The following is a 6,214-nucleotide window of genomic DNA, read 5'->3' as shown; positions in this document are numbered from 1 at the left end:
TTTAAAATTGCCATGATTTGGCTATCAGTAAATTTAGATGTTTTCATTAAGAATCTCCTAACTTATTTAAATTAATATTAAGCGAAAATTCTACTTTTGAATCCTATTATTTTTAGGGGGGATTACCCATGTTGCTTCCCCCATTTGCTTCATAAACTCTTCAAAATTAAATCCACGCTTTGGCAATGGCTGATGATCAATTTCAATCACAAATTCTGGCAATTCACCCCCAGCATTTAAATATGCTTCAAGCGCCGCAATTCCTTTTTTCACCAATGCTTCTGCTTTTGCATGCGTTGCTGTTTGCAACTCACCACCAATAATCCCCATGATGAATAATGCTTCTCGCGTTCTTTGTAAACCGCGCTGCTTAAGCGCTGAGTCAGATGACCAGTAGACGCATGTTGCAAACAAAACATCAAAATCAAAACGCTCATCTTTGCAGTACGCTAAAAACTCAGGCAATGTTGGCGGAAATGTTTTGCCACTCTTTGCAACTTTCTCTAAACCACTCATCACTTGCTTTGCTGTGAGTCCCGACAATCCTGCTTTCCATGCCATATTTTCACTAGCAATCTCACCAAATGAGTTAGTCCAAAGCTCACCGTACATTTGGCTCATAAACTCCCAAATTTGTTCGAGTGCCTGAATTCTGCGCTGCTCTTTGCGCTCTTGCTCTCTCATTTGCAATTCGCACTCGTTCAACGGCTGACAATTTGCGGTTTGGATTGCTTGAATGGGTTGCATGATTAACTCCTCGATCTGCATATTTGTTTTCGTAAACTAAAATGAATTTGTTAGGGCGGACAAACCACGTAAAATCCATAACCCACCCCTTATCGCCGCCGCCTTTTAAGAAGCTTGATTGGCTCGCGATATCAATTGCTTCAAGTACTTTCTCTAGCGTGAATTCTTTAATGCGAGCTTTTAATAACTTATCGCGTTGGCTGCCTGGGGTGATGGCTTTAATTGGTGTAAATCCTGCGGCATTCCATTTTTCGATGATTTGCTGATAAGCATTTTCTGGTAGGGTATTACTACTACCACTACTAATAGATTCAGAAGAGTGACTGATTCTATGTGCAGCTCCTGCACCACCCCCTCGTGCATCTGCTGCACCACCTAGTGAATCTCCTGCACTACCCCCTAGTGCATTTCCTGCACCACCTACATCATTTGATTTATCTAGTGTCAAATGGTATAAATTTGATTGCTTCTCGTTGTTTCTGATTCGATTTTCGACACGAAGCAGGCCCATATCTACCAGCGCTTTAATGTGTCCTATTACGGACCGTTTGCTGATCTCGCACTGATCAGCAATATGCTGGTAGCTGGGCCAACATTCACCTAAATCACTGGCATTGTCCGCCAACTTCAAAAGAACAAGTTTACGCAATGGATTACCCACTTTGATTTTCATTGCTTTAACCATTAATTCCATACTCATATGGACTACCTCGCAATCCAATATTCTTTAAAAATCGCCCCTGTCTTAGGACACTTCACATACTCGGATGTGATGTTATGGCCGCGGCGTTTGAGCTCACTGATTCGTGAACGTAATTCGGTTGTATGAAATAACACTTTTGCCGAATGCACTGAAATACGATTACCTGCCTCCAGGTACATTAAAATTTGCTCACGTTTACCAATTCTTTTCGGTTTTTCCATCTTATTTCTCCTCTTCTGCTTTAGCTGGTTGTTCACCAAACACATCAGGACGCAAATCATGTCTTGATATACCTGTAATCGATTCAATTTTTAAAACATATTCCGCAGGAGGCGCTTTCTTAAATCGATGAACCCAAGAACCAATATGCCCTTGTTTAATACCTAATTTTCTAGCGAGGGCCGTTTGCCCTCCAGCTCTATCGATAGCCTCCATTAATTTTGCTTTCATTACCCACCTTTGTTATTGAAAATAACAATGATTATAACTAATGCTATTAATATTTCAATAGCAAATGTAATTTGTAGAACAATAACTATTGTTATAAACTTAAATAATGAATAAATTTAATTGTTTGAGGTAACTATGGAATTGAAAGATCGCTTAAAACAGGCTAGAGCTGCCAAAAAGCTATCTCAGGCCAAACTTGCTGAACTCGCTGGTGTTACTCAGCCAACAATTATGTTTATAGAAAATGGCAGAAATAAGGGATCGTCTAAAATTGTAGATATCGCAAATGCATTAGACGTATCACCAGATTGGCTATTACATGGCAAAGAGATGAGTAATGCAGAAATATCAAAAATACCTGTCGGCGAATGGGATGAATCTGCACCTCTAACTGATGAAATCGTCGCGATTCCTTATTTAAATGGCTTTTCATTATCAGCAGGTACAGGTGCGGTAAATTCTGACTTGCCATACTGTGGCGCCAAATTATGGTTCTCAAAAGCATTCCTTAAAAGGAGAAGTACAGATATATCGAAAATCTTTAGCATCGATGTTAAAGGGGATAGCATGTCACCAAAATTCGAAAGTGGCGGCATTGTCATTATAGACTCAGCCAATAACACGCTAGAAGATGGTAAAGTTTTCGCAATACATTACGATGGGCAAGACTTTATTAAGACATTACGCTGGATGCCTTGTGATATGGTATTAATCGAATCGGAAAACCCGATATATAGATCTTTTGAAGTGCCTTTATCAGAAGTGACCATCATTGGTCGAGTGATTGCATACCAACGAGAAGAGTTTTAAAAATTTTCAGGTCTTATTATTACAAATAAATACAACATATTTCATACTATGAATAAAATTTATAAGGATAAATTCATGAATAATACTAACTTAGAAGTTATAAAAAAAGGAAATTTTCAAGAAAATTTTGGTATTGATATTGATTGCTATGTTTTAAATGATAAAAAAAGGACTGCAGTTATCAGTAGTCGAGGAATGGCATCTGCAATAGGATTTAAAGGAAAAGGAGGCAATAACCTACAGAGATTTATTGATGGAAAAGCCATATCACAATATATAACTGTAGATTTAAGAGAAAAGCTAAATAATCCTATAAAATTTTTATCAAGACCTGGTCATTTAGACTCTGTAGCGCCTTTAACTTATGGATATGATGTCACTATTCTTATAGATCTTTGTAATGCTGTAATTGCAGCTGAGTTAGACTCTGCCCTTTCAATTACTCAAAAAGAAATCGCTAAACAAGCACATATCATTCTAAATGCTTCAGCAAAAACAGGGATCCAGGGATTGGTTTATGCTCTTTCTGGATATGATGCCACCAAAGAAGAAGTTATAGAGGCCTTCAAACTGTATGTTCAGCAAGAAGCCCGAGAATATGAAAAAGAATTCCCCGAACAGCTATATACAGAATGGTATAGAATTTATGAATTACCAAAACCGGAAAGAAACAGACCCTTTAAATTTATGCACCTGACTAACAATCACGTATATAAGCCATTGGCTCAAAGTAATGGAAAATTATTAGAGTTGATGCACTATGAAAAGGCTCAAAAAGGCGATAAAAGTAAACGACTACACCAATTTTTAAATGAAATTGGTGTAAAGGCTCTTAGAATGCATTTAGGCCAATTATTAGGGATAGCAAAAATTTCAAAGAATAAAATAGATTATGAAGGACATTTTCAAAAAGTTTTTGGCCAACAACTAGATATATTCGAGGATCAATAAAGCAAAGAAAACCTATGCAGTATATTAATTTTATTCATATATAATTGATATATAAACGGATCTTTAAAACCACCTTCGGGTGGTTTTTTATTGCCTAGCAAATACAAAAACTATTAATAAAAACAATAACAATCAATAATGATAGCAATATTAATTACAATCGTTATTGACTATATAAATACTTTTGCTATTATTCATCTCACGCACACAATTAAATGCTGGAGATACTGATGAAGTTTATATCGTTTGATAACTTAGCTGATGCCAAAACCTGGTTTGCAATGAACCAATTTAGCCTAAAGAGCTTTGCTTGGTCATTTGGTAAATATGCAATCACCATTTCATTCATGGAGAAGTAACGACCATGGTCAATCAAATTCTATCCATTAACAACGGAGTCGCGGCGATTCATAACTGTGATGATGGCACATCAGAACTCGCGATTTATAAAGATGGCCATACAACTCTTTATACGCTTAATCCAAGCGACACATTCCAACAAATCAGAGATAAAGCTCTTGAATGCTTAGGCGCTCAACATCGCCAATGAGGAAATTATGAGAAATAATACAAATATTACCCATGTGGTTATTGATATCGAAACGCTCGGCACTGTAACCAGCATGTTAAAAAAAGGGACTTGCCCTATCCTTCAAGCCGCTTATACGCTTGTCAAATACCACCCTGAAGATCAACAATGGCGATTATCTGGCGGTGCAGGATTCACTTTTAGTTTAGGTGTACAAAACGAGTTAGATGCCTGCCCAGAAACAGTCCGCTGGCATATTGAACACAACAAAGATAATTATATCTCACAACTAAGAGCCTCACTTGAAGCGCCGCTTGATTCAGCAGATTACTTTAAACAAGCACTGGAAGCAATCATTCGTGATGGACAAGAGGTTCACTATTGGTCACGTGGAAAAGATTTTGATTTCACGATTCTAGCCAGTTACGCAATGCAAAATAATATTTCGTATCCATTCATGTATGAATACGCATTCACTCGCACACATTGCATCCGCGATTTAGAAACTTTCTTTGGCATTGATCGTCAACAATTTAAAAATGGTAATCCGCACTGTGCTATGCATGATACAGAACATGAGGCCCGTATTCTTTCTCATTGGTTAAATGGTGGCAAATAATGGCACGTGGAATTAATAAAGTGATTTTATTGGGCCACTTAGGGCGTGATCCAGACGTTAAATACATGCCAAACGGCAATCCCGTGGCAAACATGACGATTGCAACATCTGAACACTGGAAAGATCGCAATTCAGGACAGCCTCAAGAACGTACAGAATGGCACCGCTTAGTCATCTTTGGGAAATTAGCTGACATTGCTGGTCAATATCTTCGTAAAGGCTCTTTGATCTATATTGAAGGTCAATTACAAACACGTAAATGGACAGACAGTACAGGTCAAGATCGTTATACAACAGAAATTGTTGTCAATACTTTGCAAATGTTGGATAGAAAAGGCGCCGCATTCGGTGAAAATGGTGATTATGAAACGAACCAAGATCTACCAAAAACACAAACACCCAAAGCCATAGCTGCAGAACAAAAAGCGCTGACCTCACACGATATAAATGCATTAATGAATGAGGACTTTGATGCACCAGATTCAGATATTCCACTGTAGATAACCAATTATATTAATCGATGGAGAGTAATCATATGATGAAGTTATGTAAAACATGTAACACCATGAAACATGGTAGTGAATTTTACAAAAACAAAGCAAAATCAGATGGCCTTCAATCACATTGCAAAGTATGCGATAACAAAAGGCGTTCCAAGTATCATCACAACAAAAAAGCAGCAAAAAATAATGATACAGCTCAGCCAAAAGTTAAGAAAGCACCACAACGTATAAAGCTGAACCCTCCAAAAACCACAGAGAGAAAACGCCGCAGTAATGTTACGACTAAAAATTCCCCTTCAAAAATTGATGGCTTACTACTGGCACATACATTAAAGGTTAATCAAGAATGTAAAGCTAAAATTCGTCATCAACAACGTGGTGAACTCATTAAAATTAAATCTGTGATCAATGCCAAATTTGTCAATATTTCAACATCAACGATTGGCGAACAAATCTCGGTATCGGCAACCATGATGGTCAATAAAAAAGTACATAAATATGAATCTGCATATTTATCACCATCTGAAGCTGAAGCATTGATCAATCAAATGCATATTAGCCCTAAAGATGTAGCATCGGAATATATTCATTTTGTAAAACATGGTAGAAGATTCAATGACCAATCTTTTTCTACCGCATGTAACCAACCAAAGTAAGTAGGTGTAGAAAAACATGATCGTTATTAATAGAACACAAGTTCGCCACATCTTATCCACAAATGGCACTTTAATACGCCCATCTACACTAGAGCAGTATGAAGCAGATGGCATTATCCGGTAATCCCCCCTAAAAATAATAGGATTCAAAAGTAGAATTTTCGCTTAATATTAATTTAAATAAGTTAGGAGATTCTTAATGAAAACATCTAAATTTACTGATAGCCAAATCATGGCAATTTTAAA

General features: G+C 37.2%; 10 protein-coding genes. 6 read left to right on the top strand and 4 right to left on the bottom strand.

Translation table 11 applies throughout. The features are described from left to right. Nucleotides 1-90 precede the first annotated feature (90 nt). The 4 genes from B9T20_RS10010 to B9T20_RS09995 are packed head-to-tail and all read right to left on the bottom strand — an operon-like array spanning nucleotide 91 to nucleotide 1,900. Nucleotides 91-621: a hypothetical protein gene (locus B9T20_RS10010; RefSeq protein WP_148138458.1), complete on the bottom strand. Its 531-nt coding sequence runs from the start codon at nucleotides 619-621 to the stop codon at nucleotides 91-93. Next, nucleotides 602-1,447 (bottom strand): helix-turn-helix domain-containing protein, encoded by an 846-nt coding sequence (locus B9T20_RS10005; RefSeq protein WP_094490907.1) that lies wholly within the window; start codon nucleotides 1,445-1,447, stop codon nucleotides 602-604. Before B9T20_RS10005 ends, B9T20_RS10010 begins: the two co-directional genes overlap by 20 nt. A 5-nt stretch (nucleotides 1,448-1,452) precedes the next feature. Then, complete coding sequence (locus B9T20_RS10000) at nucleotides 1,453-1,671, bottom strand: helix-turn-helix domain-containing protein (RefSeq protein WP_158520544.1); 219 nt, start codon at nucleotides 1,669-1,671, stop codon at nucleotides 1,453-1,455. A gap of 1 nt (nucleotide 1,672) precedes the next feature. Next, a complete protein-coding gene (locus B9T20_RS09995; RefSeq protein ID WP_094488341.1) occupies nucleotides 1,673-1,900 on the bottom strand; it encodes a YdaS family helix-turn-helix protein in 228 nt (75 codons plus the stop codon). A 135-nt stretch (nucleotides 1,901-2,035) separates the two neighbouring features. On the opposite strand from B9T20_RS09995, the gene B9T20_RS09990 reads away from it, so the two are divergent. From B9T20_RS09990 to B9T20_RS09965, 6 genes are all read left to right on the top strand, one after another. Further along, nucleotides 2,036-2,710, top strand: coding sequence for a S24 family peptidase (locus B9T20_RS09990; protein ID WP_094488340.1), 675 nt, complete (start codon nucleotides 2,036-2,038; stop codon nucleotides 2,708-2,710). A 75-nt stretch (nucleotides 2,711-2,785) separates the two neighbouring features. Beyond that, entirely contained in the window at nucleotides 2,786-3,661 is an 876-nt protein-coding gene (locus B9T20_RS09985) for a P63C domain-containing protein (protein ID WP_158520542.1), read from the top strand. 364 nt (nucleotides 3,662-4,025) lie between these two features. Beyond that, nucleotides 4,026-4,211 carry a hypothetical protein gene (locus tag B9T20_RS09980; RefSeq protein WP_094490904.1) on the top strand — a complete coding sequence of 62 codons (186 nt, stop codon included), beginning with the start codon at nucleotides 4,026-4,028 and terminating at the stop codon, nucleotides 4,209-4,211. Between the two features lie 7 nt (nucleotides 4,212-4,218). Next, on the top strand, nucleotides 4,219-4,809 hold the full coding sequence (locus B9T20_RS09975; protein WP_094490903.1) for a 3'-5' exoribonuclease domain-containing protein: 591 nt from the start codon (nucleotides 4,219-4,221) through the stop codon (nucleotides 4,807-4,809). After that, on the top strand, nucleotides 4,809-5,309 hold the full coding sequence (ssb, locus tag B9T20_RS09970; protein WP_094490902.1) for a single-stranded DNA-binding protein: 501 nt from the start codon (nucleotides 4,809-4,811) through the stop codon (nucleotides 5,307-5,309). Before B9T20_RS09975 ends, ssb begins: the two co-directional genes overlap by 1 nt. Before the next feature lie 35 nt (nucleotides 5,310-5,344). After that, nucleotides 5,345-5,968 carry a hypothetical protein gene (locus B9T20_RS09965; RefSeq protein WP_094490901.1) on the top strand — a complete coding sequence of 208 codons (624 nt, stop codon included), beginning with the start codon at nucleotides 5,345-5,347 and terminating at the stop codon, nucleotides 5,966-5,968. The last annotated feature ends 246 nt before the right edge of the window (nucleotides 5,969-6,214 follow it).

The sequence above is a fragment of the Wohlfahrtiimonas sp. G9077 genome (genome assembly GCF_002252155.1).
GTDB lineage: Bacteria > Pseudomonadota > Gammaproteobacteria > Cardiobacteriales > Wohlfahrtiimonadaceae > Wohlfahrtiimonas.
The sequence above is the reverse complement of the archived record's forward strand: the minus strand, read 5'-3'. Positions and strand labels throughout refer to the sequence as shown.

Excerpts from the sequence above, each read along its gene's own strand:
- B9T20_RS10000 (WP_158520544.1), bottom strand. The coding sequence starts at position 1,671 with ATGGAAAAACCGAAAAGAATTGGTAAACGTGAGCAAATTTTAATGTAC.
- B9T20_RS09985 (WP_158520542.1), top strand. The coding sequence starts at position 2,786 with ATGAATAATACTAACTTAGAAGTTATAAAAAAAGGAAATTTTCAAGAA.
- B9T20_RS10005 (WP_094490907.1), bottom strand. The coding sequence starts at position 1,447 with ATGAGTATGGAATTAATGGTTAAAGCAATGAAAATCAAAGTGGGTAAT.
- B9T20_RS10010 (WP_148138458.1), bottom strand. The coding sequence starts at position 621 with ATGAGCCAAATGTACGGTGAGCTTTGGACTAACTCATTTGGTGAGATT.
- ssb (WP_094490902.1), top strand. The coding sequence starts at position 4,809 with ATGGCACGTGGAATTAATAAAGTGATTTTATTGGGCCACTTAGGGCGT.
- B9T20_RS09975 (WP_094490903.1), top strand. The coding sequence starts at position 4,219 with ATGAGAAATAATACAAATATTACCCATGTGGTTATTGATATCGAAACG.
- B9T20_RS09965 (WP_094490901.1), top strand. The coding sequence starts at position 5,345 with ATGATGAAGTTATGTAAAACATGTAACACCATGAAACATGGTAGTGAA.
- B9T20_RS09990 (WP_094488340.1), top strand. The coding sequence starts at position 2,036 with ATGGAATTGAAAGATCGCTTAAAACAGGCTAGAGCTGCCAAAAAGCTA.
- B9T20_RS09980 (WP_094490904.1), top strand. The coding sequence starts at position 4,026 with ATGGTCAATCAAATTCTATCCATTAACAACGGAGTCGCGGCGATTCAT.
- B9T20_RS09995 (WP_094488341.1), bottom strand. The coding sequence starts at position 1,900 with ATGAAAGCAAAATTAATGGAGGCTATCGATAGAGCTGGAGGGCAAACG.